This window comes from Micromonospora sp. WMMC250 (assembly GCF_027460215.1).
GTDB lineage: Bacteria > Actinomycetota > Actinomycetes > Mycobacteriales > Micromonosporaceae > Micromonospora > Micromonospora taraxaci.
In genome coordinates this window covers 1,309,087-1,324,909 of sequence record NZ_JAPZBJ010000002.1, presented here as the reverse complement: position 1 = coordinate 1,324,909, position 15,823 = coordinate 1,309,087, and the positions used below count along the sequence as shown (strand labels likewise).

The 15,823-nt window shown below is 71.6% G+C and carries 14 protein-coding genes and 1 riboswitch; of the genes, 11 read left to right on the top strand and 3 right to left on the bottom strand.

Going from position 1 to position 15,823, the window contains the following annotated elements:
* Positions 1-49 precede the first annotated feature (49 nt).
* A riboswitch (glycine riboswitch) is annotated at positions 50-148 on the top strand.
* A gap of 74 nt (positions 149-222) precedes the next feature.
* Positions 223-3,045, top strand: a complete 2,823-nt coding sequence (gene gcvP / locus O3438_RS05630; protein ID WP_269678915.1) for an aminomethyl-transferring glycine dehydrogenase — start codon at positions 223-225, stop codon at positions 3,043-3,045.
* Positions 3,046-3,179: 134 nt separating this feature from the next.
* Here the strand turns inward: gcvP and O3438_RS05625 are convergent, their stop codons facing one another.
* Complete coding sequence (locus O3438_RS05625) at positions 3,180-3,380, bottom strand: DUF5999 family protein (RefSeq protein WP_007460326.1); 201 nt, start codon at positions 3,378-3,380, stop codon at positions 3,180-3,182.
* A gap of 96 nt (positions 3,381-3,476) precedes the next feature.
* Between O3438_RS05625 and O3438_RS05620 the strand changes: the two genes are divergently transcribed.
* The 5 genes from O3438_RS05620 to O3438_RS05600 all read left to right on the top strand — a co-directional run bounded on the left by O3438_RS05620 (position 3,477) and on the right by O3438_RS05600 (position 7,756).
* Complete coding sequence (locus O3438_RS05620; RefSeq protein ID WP_269683576.1) at positions 3,477-4,760, top strand: chorismate-binding protein; 1,284 nt, start codon at positions 3,477-3,479, stop codon at positions 4,758-4,760.
* Between the two features lie 31 nt (positions 4,761-4,791).
* On the top strand, positions 4,792-5,301 hold the full coding sequence (gene def / locus O3438_RS05615) for a peptide deformylase (protein WP_269678914.1): 510 nt from the start codon (positions 4,792-4,794) through the stop codon (positions 5,299-5,301).
* 201 nt (positions 5,302-5,502) lie between these two features.
* Complete coding sequence (locus O3438_RS05610; RefSeq protein ID WP_269678913.1) at positions 5,503-5,841, top strand: ArsR/SmtB family transcription factor; 339 nt, start codon at positions 5,503-5,505, stop codon at positions 5,839-5,841.
* Positions 5,842-5,844: 3 nt separating this feature from the next.
* Positions 5,845-6,120 carry a hypothetical protein gene (locus O3438_RS05605; protein WP_269678912.1) on the top strand — a complete coding sequence of 92 codons (276 nt, stop codon included), beginning with the start codon at positions 5,845-5,847 and terminating at the stop codon, positions 6,118-6,120.
* 28 nt (positions 6,121-6,148) lie between these two features.
* Positions 6,149-7,756, top strand: coding sequence for a serine hydrolase domain-containing protein (locus tag O3438_RS05600; RefSeq protein WP_269678911.1), 1,608 nt, complete (start codon positions 6,149-6,151; stop codon positions 7,754-7,756).
* A 21-nt stretch (positions 7,757-7,777) separates the two neighbouring features.
* On the opposite strand, the gene O3438_RS05595 is transcribed toward O3438_RS05600, so the two are convergent.
* Entirely contained in the window at positions 7,778-8,551 is a 774-nt protein-coding gene (locus tag O3438_RS05595) for a sulfite exporter TauE/SafE family protein (protein WP_269678910.1), read from the bottom strand.
* 183 nt (positions 8,552-8,734) lie between these two features.
* Between O3438_RS05595 and O3438_RS05590 the strand changes: the two genes are divergently transcribed.
* The 4 genes from O3438_RS05590 to O3438_RS05575 all read left to right on the top strand — a co-directional run bounded on the left by O3438_RS05590 (position 8,735) and on the right by O3438_RS05575 (position 13,516).
* A complete protein-coding gene (locus O3438_RS05590; RefSeq protein ID WP_269678909.1) occupies positions 8,735-9,514 on the top strand; it encodes an endonuclease/exonuclease/phosphatase family protein in 780 nt (259 codons plus the stop codon).
* A gap of 98 nt (positions 9,515-9,612) precedes the next feature.
* Positions 9,613-10,413 (top strand): alpha/beta hydrolase, encoded by an 801-nt coding sequence (locus O3438_RS05585; protein ID WP_269678908.1) that lies wholly within the window; start codon positions 9,613-9,615, stop codon positions 10,411-10,413.
* Positions 10,414-10,662: 249 nt separating this feature from the next.
* A complete protein-coding gene (locus O3438_RS05580) occupies positions 10,663-12,774 on the top strand; it encodes a M14 family zinc carboxypeptidase (protein WP_269678907.1) in 2,112 nt (703 codons plus the stop codon).
* An 82-nt stretch (positions 12,775-12,856) separates the two neighbouring features.
* Entirely contained in the window at positions 12,857-13,516 is a 660-nt protein-coding gene (locus O3438_RS05575) for a fasciclin domain-containing protein (protein ID WP_269678906.1), read from the top strand.
* 7 nt (positions 13,517-13,523) lie between these two features.
* On the opposite strand, the gene O3438_RS05570 is transcribed toward O3438_RS05575, so the two are convergent.
* Positions 13,524-14,525 (bottom strand): tyrosine-type recombinase/integrase, encoded by a 1,002-nt coding sequence (locus O3438_RS05570; protein WP_269678905.1) that lies wholly within the window; start codon positions 14,523-14,525, stop codon positions 13,524-13,526.
* Between the two features lie 477 nt (positions 14,526-15,002).
* On the opposite strand from O3438_RS05570, the gene O3438_RS05565 reads away from it, so the two are divergent.
* Positions 15,003-15,764 carry a hypothetical protein gene (locus O3438_RS05565; protein WP_269678904.1) on the top strand — a complete coding sequence of 254 codons (762 nt, stop codon included), beginning with the start codon at positions 15,003-15,005 and terminating at the stop codon, positions 15,762-15,764.
* The last annotated feature ends 59 nt before the right edge of the window (positions 15,765-15,823 follow it).

Below are 15,823 nucleotides of genomic sequence, written 5' to 3'. Positions count from 1 at the left end.
TAGGACATCTGGCGGTAACACCATCGCTGGTAGCGTTGGCGGTGCCGGTAACACCCACGTGGGAGAGACCGCCCGACAGCACGCGGGGCGGCGCCGAAGGGGCAAATCCTCCCCGGAACCTCTCAGGCAAAAGGACCTCGTGGGCAGGCACTGTGGAGCGCCGCACGTGGGTGTGACAGAGGGGGAGGCCGACACGTCGACCTCGCCCCGGGAGCGCCACCCATGACCGTAGAGCAGTTCGCCACCCGTCACATCGGTCCCGGCCCCGACGACGAGCGTCGGATGCTGGAGGTCGTCGGGCACGACTCGATCGACGAGTTGATGGACGCCGCGATCCCCGAGGTGATCCGCTGGCACGGCACCCTCGACCTGCCGGACCCGGCCACCGAGGCCGAGACGATCGCCGAGCTGCGGGCCCTGGCGGCCCGCAACACAGTGGCCGTCTCCATGATCGGTCTGGGGTACCACGGCACGCACACCCCGGCGGTGATCCGCCGCAACGTCCTCGAAGACCCGGCCTGGTACACGGCGTACACGCCGTACCAGCCGGAGATCAGCCAGGGCCGCCTGGAGGCGCTGCTGAACTTCCAGACGATGGTCACCGACCTGACCGGCCTGGCCACCGCGAACGCCTCCATGCTCGACGAGGGCACCGCGGCGGCGGAGGCGATGACCCTGGCCCGGCGGGCCTCCAAGAGCAAGAGCGGCGTGTACGTGGTCGACGCCGACGCGTTGCCGCAGACCATCGCTGTCATCACCAGCCGGGCGCAGCCGCTCGGCATCGACGTGCGGGTCGTCGACGTCGACCGTGACGAGTTGCCGGCGGAGTTCTTCGGGCTGCACCTGCAGTACCCGGGGGCGTCCGGTGCGGTCCGCGACCACGCGGGCCTCGTCGAGGCGGCGCACGCCGTGGGTGCCCTGGTCACCGTCGCCGCGGACCTGTTGGCGTTGACGCTGCTGCGGACGCCGGGGCAGATCGGGGCGGACATCGCCGCCGGCACCACCCAGCGGTTCGGCGTACCCATGGGATTCGGTGGGCCGCACGCCGGTTACCTGGCGGTGCGCTCGGGCCTGGAGCGGATGCTGCCCGGGCGTCTCGTCGGGGTGTCGCGCGACGCGGACGGCAACCCGGCCTACCGGTTGGCGTTGCAGACCCGCGAGCAGCACATCCGGCGGGAGAAGGCGACCAGCAACATCTGCACCGCGCAGGTGCTCCTCGCGGTGATGGCCGGCATGTACGCCGTCTACCACGGGCCCGACGGGCTGCGGGACATCGCGTCGCGTACCCATGACATGGCGGCGCGGCTCGCGGCCGGGCTGCGCGCCGGTGGCGTCGACGTCGCGGACGTCGCGTTCTTCGACACCGTCACCGCCCGGGTGCCGGGCGGCGCGGCGGCTGTCGTCGCGGCGGCCGCGCAGCGGGGCGTGAACCTGCGGCTGGTCGACGCCGACCGGGTGGGCGTGTCCTGCGACGAGACGACGACCCTCGCGCACCTGGCGCGGGTGTGGGAGGCGTTCGGTGTGGCCGCGTTCGACGGTCACGTGGACGCGGGTCTGCCGGAGGAGTTCCGTCGCACCACCGACTACCTGACCCACCCGGTGTTCCGCAGCCACCACTCGGAGACGGCGATGCTGCGCTACCTGCGGCGGCTGTCGGACTTCGACTACGCACTGGACCGGGGCATGATCCCGCTCGGGTCGTGCACGATGAAGCTGAACGCGACCACCGAGATGGAGCCGGTCAGCTGGGCGGAGTTCGCCCACATCCACCCGTTCGCGCCCGACGACCAGACCGTCGGGTACCGGGAGATGATCGGCCAACTGGAGTCGTGGCTGGCCGAGGTGACCGGCTACGACGCGGTCAGCGTGCAGCCCAACGCCGGGTCGCAGGGTGAGCTGGCCGGGTTGCTGGCGATCCGCTCCTACCACGCGTCGCGCGGTGAGTCGCACCGCGACGTGTGCCTGATCCCGTCGTCGGCGCACGGCACGAACGCGGCGTCGGCGGTGATGGCCGGCATGCGGGTCGTCGTGGTGGCCTGCGACGACGACGGCAACGTCGACCTGGTCGACCTGGACGCGAAGATCGACAAGCACCGGGACGCGCTCGCCGCGATCATGGTGACGTACCCGTCGACGCACGGCGTGTACGAGACCGGCATCGCGTCGCTGTGCGCGAAGGTCCACGACGCCGGCGGGCAGGTGTACGTCGACGGGGCGAACCTCAACGCCCTGGTCGGGTTCGCGAAGCCGGGCAGGTTCGGGGCGGACGTGTCGCACCTGAACCTGCACAAGACGTTCTGCATCCCGCACGGTGGCGGTGGCCCCGGTGTGGGTCCGGTGGCGGTGCGCGCGCACCTGGCGCCGTTCCTGCCCGGTGACCCGTTGGGCGCGCACGCGGACGCGACGCCGGCGATCTCGGCGGCGAAGTACGGGTCGGCGGGGATCCTGCCGATCCCGTGGGCGTACCTGCGGATGATGGGCGCCGAGGGGTTGACCCGGGCGACGGGTGTGGCGGTCCTCGCGGCGAACTACGTGGCGGCGCGCCTGCGGGGGCACTTCCCGGTGCTGTACGCCGGCAACAAGGGCCTGGTGGCGCACGAGTGCATCCTCGACCTGCGGCCGTTGACGAAGGCGACCGGCGTGACGGTGGACGACGTGGCGAAGCGGCTGATCGACTACGGCTTCCACGCGCCGACGATGTCGTTCCCCGTCGCGGGGACGCTGATGGTGGAGCCGACCGAGAGCGAGGACCTGGCCGAGCTGGACCGGTTCTGCGACGCGATGATCGCGATCCGCGCGGAGATCGAGCAGGTCGCTTCGGGGCAGTGGCCGGCGGGGGACAACCCCCTGGCGAACGCGCCGCACACCGCGGCGATGGTCAGCGGTGACGAGTGGCCGCACGCGTACCCGCGGTCGGTGGGCGCGTACCCGGCCGGGGTGGACCGGGCCGGGAAGTACTGGCCTCCGGTGCGGCGCATCGACGGCGCGTACGGCGACCGGAACCTGGTCTGCTCGTGCCCGTCGCCGGAGGCGTTCGAAGACTGAGATCGGCGACGGGCGTGCCGGGGCGGGCGGTTGCGAGCCGCCCCGGCAGCCGCTGCGACCTGGGCGTGGCGTCCCTTTACCGGGGGACTGTGCGTGGGTCGAATGGCGGCTAGTCGGTGACGCTGAGTGGTCGGTCAGGCCACGAGGGCGTGGCGGGCAGGGCCGCGGTGCGGTGCGATGCTGCTGCCGTCGGGGAGCAGCTCGCCGGTGTCCTCGAAGACGATGACACCATTGCAGAGCAGGCTCCAGCCCTGCTCACGGAAGCAAGCGAGGACTCGCGCGGCTTCCCGGTCGGTGGCTTCAGCGGAGGGGCAGGTCGGTTGGTGCTGGCACATCGGGTTCTCCGGACTGTGGGGGCACTGTGTCATGGTTCACATGACCAGTGACGCACAGTACCAAGGGAAAGTGTCCGGCATCGAGCAGGTGTCCGTCTGTCGCGCCGGAAATCCACTGAACGGATGAGGAAGGTCGAACCGTACGGCGTGGAAACGCTCCCACAGGTGTACTCCTCGGATCGCGGACCGGCTGCGGTGACCGCCGCCCACAACGGTCCGGCTGCGTCGATCGATGTGCCGGGGGCCCCGGCCGCGTGTCGAGGTGCGCTCACCGAACGTGCCCGCCTTCAGTGGCACCTGCGCGACGGAGGTGACCCTGCCGCCCTCGCCGAGGGGTTCCTGGCCGCACACGGCCTGGCCCTGCACGACCTGAGCCGGCCCGCCACGGCCCACCACGACGGCGCCGGGGTCTGCGGGGCGGCGCTCTACCTGTCCGCCGCCGCCGGCGCGTACCTGGCGGGGGCGCCCGCCACCGCGCCCGAGCCCGCGCCGACGCTGCCCGACCTCACCGTCGTCGTCTACGGCCACCATCCGACCCCGGCCGCCCCGGCGGGCCGGCCCGCCTCGGTGTGGTGGCTCGGTGAGTGGGCCGAGAGCTGGACCCGTCGCCAGCACGCGGACGCCGTCACGAGCGTGCGCGCCGCGATCGGCCGCGGGGACGTCTACCAGACCAACCTCGTCGGGCACGCCGCCGCCCCCTACGCCGGCGACCCGCTGCCCGCTTTGCGCCGCCTCGGTGCGCTGCCCGGCGCCCGCTACGGCGGTGTGCTCACCGGCGAGGGCTGGGCCATCGGCTGTGCCTCCCCGGAAACCCTCATCGAGGTCACCGACGGGCAGTTGATCACCCGACCCATCAAGGGCACCCGCCCGGCCACCGCCGCCGGCCGCGTCGAGCTGCTCGCCAGCGCGAAGGAGCGCGCCGAACATGTCATGATCGTCGACCTGGAACGCAACGACCTCGCCCGCATCGCCCGCACCGGCACCGTGACCGTCGACGAGCTGTTCACCGTCCGCCGCTGGTGCGACCTGTGGCAGGCCGAGTCGACGGTGCGGGCGGCTGCCGCCGACGGGCTCGGCCTGGCCGACCTGCTGCGCGCCACCTGCCCCGGCGGTTCCGTCACCGGCGCGCCGAAACGCGCCGCCCTGACCCAGATCAACGCCCTCGAACCGGTCGGGCGGGGCGCCAGCATGGGGGCGCTGGGCTGGGTCGCCCCCGGCCGCGTCGACCTCGGCCTGACCATCCGCACCGCCGCCGCCGACGGGCGCCGCCTGCACACCTGGGCCGGCGGCGGGATCACCTGGGACAGCGACCCCGCCGCCGAGGTCGCCGAGGCCGCGGCGAAGACCGCGCCGATCCGCGCCACCCTGGCCGGACGCTGAACCCGCCGCGACCGGCGATAAGCTGCCGTCCATGACCTTGCGGCCCATCCGGATCATCGGCGACCCCGTCCTGCGCACCGAATGTGAGCCGGTCACCACCTTCGACGCCGAACTGCGCGCCCTCGTCACCGACCTGATGGACACCCTGCTCGGCGAGCCCGGCCGCGCCGGCGTCGCCGCACCGCAGATCGGCGTCAGCGCCCAGGTGTTCGTCTACGACGCCGACGGGCACCGCGGCCACCTGATCAACCCCACCCTCGAACTGTCCGACGAACTCCAGGACGACGAGGAGGGCTGCCTGTCCATCCCCGGGCTGTACTTCCCGACCGTGCGGGCCCTGCACGCCACCGCCCACGGCGTCGACCAGAACGGCGAGCCGTTGACGATCTCCGGCAGCGGGTTCCTCGCCCGCGCCCTGCAGCACGAGACCGACCACCTGCGCGGCACCCTGTACGTCGACACGCTGCGCGGCGACATCCGCCGGCGGGCCCTGCGCGAGATCCGCGCGGGTCGCTTCGACTCACCGAGCCGCCGCCGCTGATCCGCCAGTACTGATCTGCCCCTGACGCGCCAGCCGACCACGGCTGGCGCGTCAGTTGCCGTCCGCGGTGCCGAATCGGCCTGTCGGCTGCGCGTTTCCCAGCACCTCGTCGGGCGTTGACACCTCCGACCACCCCTGTCAGACTTTTGTGACGCCCGATGTCAGGGAAACCTGACAGGGGTGTCGAGGAGGGAATCCACGATGAGCGGCACCTTCCCGACAGGTGACGACCTGGTGTCACTGCTGGCCGCGCTGGCCAGCCCGCACCGGCTGCGGATCCTCGCCGCCCTGGCCCAGCAACGCACATACGTCAGCGAGCTGGCACGGCAGCTGCACATGAACCGACCACTGCTCTACATGCACCTACAGAAACTCGAAGCGGCCGGCCTGGTCACCGGCGAACTGGTGACAGCACCCGACGGCAGCTCGGTGAAGTACGTCCAGGCCGTGCCGTTCACGGTGCCCCTGGACCTCCACACGATCGTGCGGGCCGCGCAGAACCTGACCGGCCCCGAGTCGGCCGCACCACAGAAGGAGTGAGCGATGACCCATCAGGTGGCGTTGGACGTGGCGCAGACCTCCACCATCGCCGTGACGGCGATCGTGCTGGCGGTGATCACCGTCGCCGGTCTCATCGGGACCGGCATCTACCGCACCCGATACGCCGCGGCCCGGGAGGAGGGCTACCGGGTGCTGGCCGAACGTGGTGCCGACAGCGCCCGGAGCACCGCGAGCGAACTCAAGGGCGTCCGCGAGGAACTCGGCGAGGTCCGGCAACGACTGGCCGCCCTCGAGAAGCTGCTCAGCCAGATCGGCTGACGAACGCACCCGGGGGAGGACCTTCGACGTGAACACAGTGACCCGACTGCTGACCCGGACCCGTCGCCTCGCCGGCGCAGCCGTCTGCCTGGCCCTGCTCGCCACGACGCCGACCCCGGTCGCCGCCAGCCCCGCGTCCGCCGACGACCTGGCCGCCGCCGAACGCTACCTGCGCGACTACCTGCAGCAGACCCGGGCACCCGGCCTCGCGTACGCGGTGATCCGCGGCGACGAGACCCTGCGACACGGCGCCTGGGGCGTCGACGGCGACGGACGACCGATGACCGTCCACACACCGTTCCTCCTCGGGTCCACCAGCAAGTCGTTCACCGCACTCGCGGTGACCCAACTGGTCGAGTCCGGCCGGGTCCACCTCGACACCCCGGTCTCCACGTACGTGCCGTGGCTGCGCCTGGGCGCCGCCGACACCGCCCGGACGGTCACCGTCCGCCAGTTGTTGACCCACACCAGCGGACTACCGCAGGTCTGGAGCACCGACCTGACCGACCGGTACGACAACCGCCCCGGCGCACTGACCCGGTCCGTGCGGGACCTGGCCACCGTGCGACCCATCGCGCCCGTCGGACAAACCTACGAGTACAGCGACGCCAACTACATGATCCTCGGCGCGCTCGTCGAGAGCGTCACCGGTGACACCTTCGGCGCTCACCTGCGCCGTCACGTGCTCGACCCGCTGCGGATGACACACTCCGCGGCCACCGCCGACGAGGCCCGTGCCGTCGGCATCCCCGCCGGGCACCGGTACTACCTCGGCCGGCCGCAACGCTTCACCGCACCCTTCGACACCGCCGGAGTGCCCTACGGGTTCCTCGCCGCCAGCCTCGACGACCTGTCCCACTACGCCGCAGCTCAACTGGGCGGCGGGCGCTTCGGCGACACCCGGATCCTCAGCCCGCAGGGCACGGAACAAATGCACACCGGCACCGCGGACACCGGTCACGGCACCTACGGGTTCGGCTGGAAGAACAGCACCCTCGACGGCGTCGGCACCCGCATCGTCTGGCACGCCGGCGCGACCCCCGACTACTTCACCCACCTCGTGCTGGTCCCCGACGCGAACCTCGCCGTGATCGTCATGACCAACATCTACGGCCTGCCGATGGACGCGCCACTGAGCGCCGGAGCGTTCAACGTGGCCCGCATCCTGCACGGTGGCACACCGGCCGCCGCCACCGCGGAGCCGATCCACACCTGGGCACTGGGCGGGCTGCTCACCGTCGCCGCAGCACTGCTCGTCATGCTCGGCTGGTCGGTGACCCGCATCCTGCGTACCCGGCGACACCGCACCACCCTGCCGCCCCGGTCCCGTACCCGGACGATCGCCACCACCGCCTGCTGGGTCGCCGGATGCGCCGCCGTCGCCGCCACCGCCACGTGGCTGGTGCCCTCCTTCTGGAAGGGCGCCGGGCTGGCCAAGCTCCAGCTGTGGGCGCCAGACGTCGGTCACGCCATCCGCACCGTGGTCGTCCTGTCGGCCGCGCTCGCGCTGACCCGAACCGGCATCAGCGTGTACGACACGCTGCGCGCCCGCCGACCCGCCGCGCCCGCGCCGACGGCAGCCCCACCCGGCGCGCCCACCCGACACACCGCGACCCAGCCGTCCGCGCCCCGCTGACCCAACCGGGTCAGCGCACCCTCACCGGGCCACCCACTCGTCGTGGCCGAGCTTCACGACCAACGCCACCACGACCACCAGCAGCACCACCCGCACGAACCCCGAGCCACGGCGCAACGCCATCCGCGCCCCCAGCACCGCGCCGGCGATGTTGCACACCGCCATCCCCGCGCCCAACAGCCACCACACGTGCCCGGTCACCCCGAACACCACCAACGCGCCCAGGTTCGTGCCCGCGTTGACGACCTTCGCCATCGCCGAACCGTGCACGAAGTCCGCGCCGACAAGCGCGGTGAACGCCAACACCAGGAACGTCCCGGTCCCCGGACCGATCAACCCGTCGTACAGGGCGATGCCCACCCCGGCCACCGCGACCACCACGCCCACCCGCACCAGGGTCCGCCTCGCCGGCACCGCCACCACCCCCATCCGGGGACGCACCAGCACGAACACCGCCACCGCCACCAGCACCACCAGCACCACCGGCCGGTACGCCGACGCCGGCACCGCCCCGGCCAACGCCGCGCCCACACCCGCGCTGAGCACCGCCAACCCCGCAGCCGGCCCCGCCACCCGCCAGTCCACCTTCGTACGCCGGGCGTACGTCGCCGCCGCCGTGGACGTACCGAAGATCGCGGCCAGCTTGTTCGTGCCCAACGCGGTCGCCACCGGCAACCCCGGGGCAGCCACCAACAACGCCGGCAGCAGCAACAACCCACCACCACCGACGACGGCGTCGACCCACCCGGCCATCGCGGCGGCGGCCAGCAGCGTACTGAGCGTCACGGCGTCCATGGGCGGCAATTCTCCCCACCCGATCCGCCCGAGCAGCCCTCCGAGTGGGAGAACTCACCGGTCAGCGGCCCCGCGTACGCCGCAACCACACCCCCAACGCCCCCACCGCCACGAACACCACCATCGAACACAGCAACACCTTCACCACCGGGCAACCATGCCACGGGCACGTATGGTGCAGAAGTGCGCCTGGCCACCTTCAACATGCTGCACGGACGATCCCTCATCGACGGGCTCGTCGACTCCGACCGGCTCACCGCCGCCATCGGCGCCCTCGACGCCGACGTGCTCGCCCTGCAGGAGGTCGACCGCGACCAACACCGCAGCGGCAACCTCGACCTCACCGCCATCGCCGCCCGCGCCCTGCACGCACCGCACCACCGCTTCGCCGCCGCCGTCGTCGGCACCCCCGGCGAACACTTCCGCCCCCTGCGCCACGACGACGACGGCCACGGTGAACCCTGCTACGGCATCGGCCTCATCAGCCGACACCCCGTCCGCAGCTGGCACGTCACCAGACTCAAACCCGCCCCCGTCCGCTCACCGGTCTACGTCCCCGGCCCCCGCGGCGGGCTCATCCTGCTGCACGACGAACCCCGCGTCGTCATCGCCGCCGTCCTGGACACCCCACATGGCCCGCTCACCGTCGCCGCGACCCACCTGTCGTTCGTGCCCGGCTGGAACGCCCGCCAACTCCGCCAGACCGTCCGCGCGCTACGCGCGTTACCCGCCCCCCGCGTCCTGCTCGGCGACCTCAACCTGCCCGCCGGCGCCGCCCGACTCGTCTCCGGCTGGCACCCCCTGGGCCGCCGCCCCACCTACCCCGCCGGGCAACCCCGCGTCCAACTCGACCACATCCTCGCCGACCGGCACGCCCTCCAACAGCTCCCACCGGTACGCGCCGTCACCACCCCACCGTCCACCATCTCCGACCACCGCCCCCTGCTGGTCGACCTCGGCTGACAAACGTCGCGAAAAACCCGCCATCGCGAGGCACGAATGTCTAGGGTGAGCTGACCGCCGCTGCGCCATCGCCACCCCGCGACCTCCACGGAGCTGACATGAGCGGTACGCCGGACACGATCGTCCTCATCCACGGGTTCTGGGTCACCCCCCGCAGCTGGGAAGACTGGGCCACCCACTACCGGGCCAAGGGCTTCCGGGTGCTCACCCCCGCGTACCCCGGGCTGGAAGGAGAGGTCGAAGCCATCAACGCCGACCCCAGCCCCCTGGAGACGCTGACCGCCCCGCAGATCATCGACCACCTGTCCGCGGTGCTCGACGCCCTACCCACGCCGCCGATCCTCATCGGTCACTCCGCCGGCGGGGCGTTCACCCAGGTGCTGCTCGACCGGGGATACGGCGCCAGCGCCGTCGCCCTCAACTCGGCACCCACCGAAGGCGTCAAGAACATCCCCTTCTCCCAGCTGCGCTCCACCTTCCCGGTGCTGAAGAACCCGGCCAACCGGCACCGGGCCGTCGGGTTCACCTTCGAACAGTGGAACTACGCGTTCACCAACACCTTCGACGAACCCACCGCCCGCGCCCTCTACCAGCGTTACGCCATCCCCGCCGCCGGCGGCATCCTCTGGGACAGCGTCCTGGCCAACCTGCTGCCCGGCCCACAGGACATCGCCGTCGACTACCACAACGACCAACGCGCGCCGCTGCTGTTCATCTCCGGCTCCGAAGACCACATCATGCCGCCCAGCGTGCAACGCTCCAACGCCGCGCACTACAAGGGCGACACCATCACCGAGGTCAAGCTCTACCACGGGTACGCCCACCTCCTGACCGCGCAGCAGGGCTGGCGGCAGATCGCCGACGACGCCCTCGACTGGGCCCTACGGCACGCACGATGAGCACCGCCCCGCCACTGTGGATCACCCACATCGGCGGCCCCACCACCCGCATCGAGGTCGGCGGGTGGCGCCTGCTCACCGACCCCACGTTCGGCTGACGCCGGGTCAACCCGCCACCGTCACCGCGTGACGTCGCCCGGGGGAGCGCGGCCACCGATCCGCAAGATTCCCTCAAGATCATTGCATCGACGGACCTCGACGATCATGCTGATCGACACGCGCGCCCACGATCAACTCGTCGGAGGCCACATGAGACGTCAGCGACCCACCCTCATCGCCGTGTCCACCCTCATCGCCGTCACCCTCACGACCGCACCCACCCCCGCCAACGCCCAACGCGCCACCGCGGAACCGTCCCAGGTCACCGCCCTCACCGTCCGCCAGGCCGACGGATACGCCACCCTCGCCTGGCAACCCGTCCCCGACGCCACCGACTACCAGATCGAACGCACCCCCGTCGACGCCACCGACACCCCCACCGGCACACCCACCATCGTCGGCATCTGGCGCCCCAACCGCCAGATCAACCAACAGGCACCCACCTTCGCCGACGCCGGATTCAACCCCGGCGACACCTTCCAATGGCGCGTACGCGCCCGCGTCGGCACCACCGAACAGCCCTACTCCGACCCCGTCGTCGCCACCACCACCGCACCCTGGGGCAACCCCGAAACCCCCGGCCAGCACCTACGCACCCAGTGGGAGACCACCCACGCCGCGCAATACACCAGCGACACCGACGAGTACGCCTACACCGCCGCCATCGACGCCCTCAGCGACCGCGTCCGCGTCGTCGAACTCGGCCGCACCGTCCAGAACCGACCCATCAACATGATGGTCATCGGCCACCCCACCCCGGCCGCCACCCCGGAAGCCGTCGCCGCCACCGCACCCGTCGCCATCAACTGCAACGTGCACGGCAACGAACCCGGCGACCGCGAAGCCTGCCTCATCATGGCCCGGCAACTCGCCTTCAGCACCGACCCCCGCATCACCGACCTGCTCAGCCACACCACCGTCCTGATCGTCCCCACCATCAACGGCGACGGCCGCGCCAACAACACCCGCGGCAACTCCACCGGCCAGGACCTCAACCGCGACTACTCCCTGATCCGCCAGCCGGAGACCGCCGCGTACATCAGAATGGTCCGCGACTACCGACCCGTCGCCGGCTACGACGGCCACGAATTCGGCAACTCCCGCGCCGGCGACCTGCCCATGCTGCCGCCACGGCACCAGAACGTCGCCCAACCCATCTTCGACCAGTCCCAGGACATGATCGAAGGCCACATGTACACCAAGGGCGCCGAAGCCGGCTGGTGGGCCTGCCCCTACGGCTGCGAAGGCGGCGGCAACGTCGGCCTCAGCGAGGAAACCATCCTGCGCAACACCCTCGGCCTCAAGAACGTCACCAACTCCCTCCTGGAACTCCGCAGTTCCGGCGGCCAGACCCGCCCCGACGAGGGCAACACCGCCAACAACCGCCGCCGCAAGACCTACTCCGCCCTGTGGACCTTCCACCAGTTCCTCGACTACCACCGCGCCGACCGCGCCGACATCCTCAACTCCCGCGCCGAAGCCATCGAAACCCAGGCCGCCAACACCGGCCGCCTCGTCTTCCGCGGATCCCGACCCATCCCCGCCCACCCCGCGCCGCACCCCGGCGACAGCCCACCGCCGCTCGACGCGCCCCCCGCGAACCTGATCCTCGACAACGCGCCCTGCGCCTACAAACTCACCGACGCCCAGTACAACGGCACCCGCACCGACGGCCCCGGCGGCGTCGGCACCACCGTCGCCCAACGCATCGCCGCCCACGGCTGGAAAGTCATCACAACCGCCGACGGCTACTACGTCCCCCTCAACCAACCCGAACGCGGCCTCATCCCACTGCTCCTCGACCCACTGGGCGTGGAGAAGCTCACCGACGGCGAACGCGTCCACCCCACCCTCACCGGCCGCCGCAACGGACCCCTGACCGTCACCGGCTTCACCTGCGCCACCGACGCCACCATCAACGGCCCGGTCACCGTCCGACCCGGCGCGGCACTCGTCACCACCGCGACCACCATCAGCGGCCCCCTCACCGCCACCGGCGCCGCCGGCGTCCTCCTCGCCGACAGCACCGTCAACGGCCCGGTCCGCATCGCCAACACCACCAACGCCGTGTCCGTCATCGACGTCACCATCGCCGGCCCCGTCGACCTCTCCACCAACACCACCGGCACCGACACCCCAGTGCTGGCCGGCACCACCATCCGAGGCCCGCTCACCTGCACCGGCAACAACCCCACACCGAGCAACCTCGGCATCGCCAACACCGTCCACGGCCCCCGCACCAACCAGTGCGCAACCCTCTGACCGTCAGGTGAACAAGCCGGCGGCGCGGGCAGTGGTTCCCGCGCCGCCGGCACCCACCCACCCCCAACCCGAGGAGGCCACCGTGTCGCAACCCGCCACCGCACGCCGACACCCCCGACTCCCGGCCCTCGCCCTCCTCGCCACCACACTGCTGCTCGCCGCCTGCACCAGCAGCCCCGCGACCTCCCGCGCCGACGCCGAACCACCGGCCAGCGCCACCACACCCCAGGTCACCGGACCCCTCTGCGCCGCCCTACCCACCGGCACCGACCCCGGCAACCCCACCTTCCTCGCCAGCCAACCCACCGACCAGGCGCTGCGCTGGATCCCCACCCTCACCACCTTCGAGGCGGCCCTGCGCACCAGCGGCGTCCTCACCGACCTACCCGCCGGCACCGGCGTCACCATCCTGGCCCCCACCGACGACGCCTTCGCCGCCACGTTCTCCGAGGACAACTGGGACGACCTCATGACCCACCACACCGACCAGCTGCGCACCCTGCTCAAGGCCCACCTCGTCACCGGAGCGCACCCGATCGACGACCTCACGACCGCCGGCACGACCACCACCCTCGACGGCACGACCATCACCGTCACCCGCACCGGACCCACCGCCCGCCTCGGCGACCGCGCCGACACCGTCTGCGCCGACTACCAGGCCACCAACGCCCGCATCCACCTCATCAACGCCGTCCTCGGCCCACTGCCCGTCACCGCCGGCACCGGCCACCGCGCACACTGACCTCCACTCACCCCGACCGCGGCGGCAGCAGAGCCGCCAACGCCTGATTGGTCCGGTTGGCCCGAACCGCGTCCCGCTGCTGCCCAGCCGTCACCTCGATGTACGTCTGCGACGACGCCAACGACGCATGCCCCAACAACCGCATGATCTCCGCAGCGCTCGCCCCGTCCTCGGCCAGCCGCGTCGCGAACGTGTGCCGCAACGCGTGCAACCGCGCGCCCCTCGGCACCCGGTCACCGATGCCCGCCCGCCGATAACACGACTCGACCAGATACTGCAGCCCACCACGGCGCAACGGCTCACCCCGCCGATCCACCAGCAACGCCGAGTCCGGGCGTACCGACCGCGAACCGAAACGCCGCACCCGACTGTCCAGGTAGTCCTTCAGCACCCGGTCCAGGTCCGCCTCGATCGGCACCACCCGGGGCCGCCCGCCCTTCCCGAGCACCTCGATCCGCCGCTCACCAGGCCGACCACCCAGCGAGCCGACCCGCAACGCCAGCAACTCCGACAGGCGCAACCCGGCACAGAGCGCCACCGCGACCACGGCGACGTCGCGCTCCGGCCACGGGTCGCGCTGCCTGCCCTCGTCCCGCGCGACGGACGCGAGCAGCACCTCGGGGGTGTCCGCGCCCCGCAACGGCTTCGGCTGGGGGAGTAGCGCCCGAGGTCGCCCGACTGCCGGCATCGGGTTACCCGCCACGACCCCATCGGCCACCAGGAACGTGAAGAAACTGTTCCAGGTGGACCACGCCCGGTGCACCGACGCTGGCGCCCGGGGCGCGGCGAACCGGGCGAAAGCCGCCCGCATCACCCTGGGGGAGAGCTCGCTGATCGACACGACGTCCAGGGGGAGGGGAGTGGCGGCATCCTCGGCGACCAGGGCCGCCACCGCGAGCAGATCCCGCCGGTACGCGGCCAGGGTGTGGGGGGAGGGCTTACGGGTGGCGCGGGCGGTCAGGAACTCCTCGATCAACACCGCGAGCGATTCGTCCTTTTTGTCATGCATAAGGGATATTATGCAGCATTTTCGGGTTTCCGGAAAGCGTCTCCCGCCCGGGCTGGACGGGGGGAGAGGTGCATCTGGCGAGGGGGTGCCAACCCTCCTGTAGACCTGCCCCAGATGTGGGGCGGACGGTGCCCACCCGAACGGACCAGTCTGACCGACGACACCAACGACAGCCTCCAGTCGCGCGGGATGTCCACACGGCACCGACGGCCTCGTGATGTCGACCAGCGACGACCCCGCGCCGATCGTTTCCGTGCCCTGTTGCCGCCCCCTGTTCACGTGCCCCGCGCATGGGGCAGCTCGACAGGCCCCGGACGGCCACCTGCCGGCCGGCCCAAGCACCGCACCTTCCGAACCCATGACGGCAGTCAGCACGGCCGGCCAGCAGAAACCCCACGTCACCCAGCGGCTTCGACGCGCCGGCCGTAGCGGGCGACAACGGGTCGCGCGCATCGAGCAGCACGTATCCTGCGCGGCATGACGCTGCCCGCCACCACCTGCCCACAGTGCGGGCGACCCGGCACGGCCTTCGTGTATCAGGAGCCGGGCGGACCGACGGACCTGGTCTGCCCCGAGGGCCACCAGTGGCGAGCTGCCGGCCGACCCGGCTGGGCTCCCTGCGCGTCGTCGGCCGCCCAGCCCGGACGCTACGGCGCGGACGACTTATCGACCTGGACGGAGCCGATGGACGTCGACAGGGACGGACGACCGTGGCGCATCGGTACCCCCCGTGATGTCGCCTGGCTCGCCGGGCAGACCACGCAGGGCTTCTCGGTCACCACCGCGATCCCACCGGTGTTCGACGCGTACGCCACGTTCCATCCTCCGGAAGGTGTCGGTTTCGACGCCCACGAGCGCGCCCTGGTGGACGCACTGGCGGGGTGCACCCCGGAGCAGCCCTGGTGGCTGGGCTATCTCGACACGGGCGCCCACGACGTCGTCTTCCCGCACGCCCCGAGGGTGTCGCTCTACTGGGACTACCTCTACGTGCTGGTCGAGGCTGGACCCGAACAGGCGCTCACCTGGAGGTCCGGTCACATGCGCGGCGACGGTTCACTGCCGGATCTGTTCTTCCCGGAGGACCGCTCCTGGCTCGTCTCCGCGCTGTGGGACGACACGTGGACCGACTTCGGCGGCAGCGTGGACATGGTGGCGCGCCTGCGGCGCAATCCGCTGGTCAACGCCCGCGCCGTCGGGCCGGACGAGGACGCCTGCCCGCCCGGCCTGACCCGCGAATGACACCGGTGGGGGGACCGTGGGATAACGCGACTTTACATAATGTGCATTATCGAATCGGT

Bases quoted from the DNA above. Each gene is read 5' to 3' on its own strand.
- O3438_RS05570 (WP_269678905.1), bottom strand. From the start codon at position 14,525: ATGCATGACAAAAAGGACGAATCGCTCGCGGTGTTGATCGAGGAGTTC.
- O3438_RS05585 (WP_269678908.1), top strand. From the start codon at position 9,613: ATGAGCGGTACGCCGGACACGATCGTCCTCATCCACGGGTTCTGGGTC.
- O3438_RS05565 (WP_269678904.1), top strand. From the start codon at position 15,003: ATGACGCTGCCCGCCACCACCTGCCCACAGTGCGGGCGACCCGGCACG.
- def (WP_269678914.1), top strand. From the start codon at position 4,792: ATGACCTTGCGGCCCATCCGGATCATCGGCGACCCCGTCCTGCGCACC.
- O3438_RS05595 (WP_269678910.1), bottom strand. From the start codon at position 8,551: ATGGACGCCGTGACGCTCAGTACGCTGCTGGCCGCCGCCGCGATGGCC.
- O3438_RS05625 (WP_007460326.1), bottom strand. From the start codon at position 3,380: ATGTGCCAGCACCAACCGACCTGCCCCTCCGCTGAAGCCACCGACCGG.
- O3438_RS05605 (WP_269678912.1), top strand. From the start codon at position 5,845: ATGACCCATCAGGTGGCGTTGGACGTGGCGCAGACCTCCACCATCGCC.
- gcvP (WP_269678915.1), top strand. From the start codon at position 223: ATGACCGTAGAGCAGTTCGCCACCCGTCACATCGGTCCCGGCCCCGAC.
- O3438_RS05580 (WP_269678907.1), top strand. From the start codon at position 10,663: ATGAGACGTCAGCGACCCACCCTCATCGCCGTGTCCACCCTCATCGCC.
- O3438_RS05610 (WP_269678913.1), top strand. From the start codon at position 5,503: ATGAGCGGCACCTTCCCGACAGGTGACGACCTGGTGTCACTGCTGGCC.